The sequence below is a fragment of the Nocardiopsis nanhaiensis genome (assembly GCF_054778635.1).
The window spans coordinates 1-777 of the sequence record NZ_BAAGZJ010000200.1 but is presented as its reverse complement, the minus strand read 5'-3'; the positions used below and the strand labels follow the sequence as shown (position 1 = coordinate 777).

Sequence of the window (777 nt, the reverse complement as noted above, 5' to 3'; positions counted from 1 at the left end):
CTCTTCCGCGCCCCCACCACCCACAGACCGACCGGGCACCTCATCTCGTGGAGCCTGCGCCAGCTGCCCGACGAACTCAAAGCCGTCGGCACGCTGCTAGCGCTGGATTCGATCTGGCGCACCGTGGCCGACACCCCCAACCCCGACCACCCGCGCATGGTGCTGGTGGACGAAGCGTGGATGCTCATGTCCGAACCCGAAGGCGCCAATTTCATGTTCCGGCTCGCCAAGGCCGCCCGGAAGAGGTGGACGGCGTTCAAGCTGGCGACCCAAGACGCCGCGGACGTGCTCGGCTCCGAGTTGGGCAAGGCCATCATCGCCAACGCGAGCACGCAGATCCTCATGCGCCAAGCTCCGCAGGCCATCGACGAAGTCGCGGCGGCCTTCAATCTCTCCGAGGGCGAACAGCACTACCTACTCGCCGCCTCCCCTGGCGATGCGCTCTTGTGCGCAGGAAGCGATTTGAGGGTGGCCTTTCGCGTGGTGGCCAGCGAAGCCGAACACCAGCTCGTCACAACGAATCCAGCCGAACTCGCCGCTGCGGGCGAGGCAGACCCCTTCACCGACCTGGAGGTCGAGGACGGGGAGGATCTGCTGTGAAGGAGTCCTTGGCCGAGATCTGGTCCGTCATCACCACCCTGCTCGCCCTGGCCGCCCCCATCGTGACCCCGTGGTGGTGGGTCGTGCCGCTGGGGGCCGCGGTGCTGGCCCTTGGCCGGGTGCTGGTCCTTCTGCGCCATGTGGCCTGGTCCCGCAACGCCCGCCTCATCGAGGTGC

At 67.6% G+C, this 777-nt stretch carries 2 protein-coding genes; both read left to right on the top strand.

Annotation, left to right across the window (positions count from 1 at the left end):
- The coding region (locus ACYVD1_RS34770; RefSeq protein ID WP_460778725.1) for a TraG/VirB4 family ATPase at positions 1-600 on the top strand (600 nt) is incomplete at its 5' end.
- Positions 597-777: hypothetical protein (locus ACYVD1_RS34765; protein ID WP_460778724.1), on the top strand; the 181-nt coding region annotated here is incomplete at its 3' end. The genes ACYVD1_RS34770 and ACYVD1_RS34765, both read left to right, overlap by 4 nt.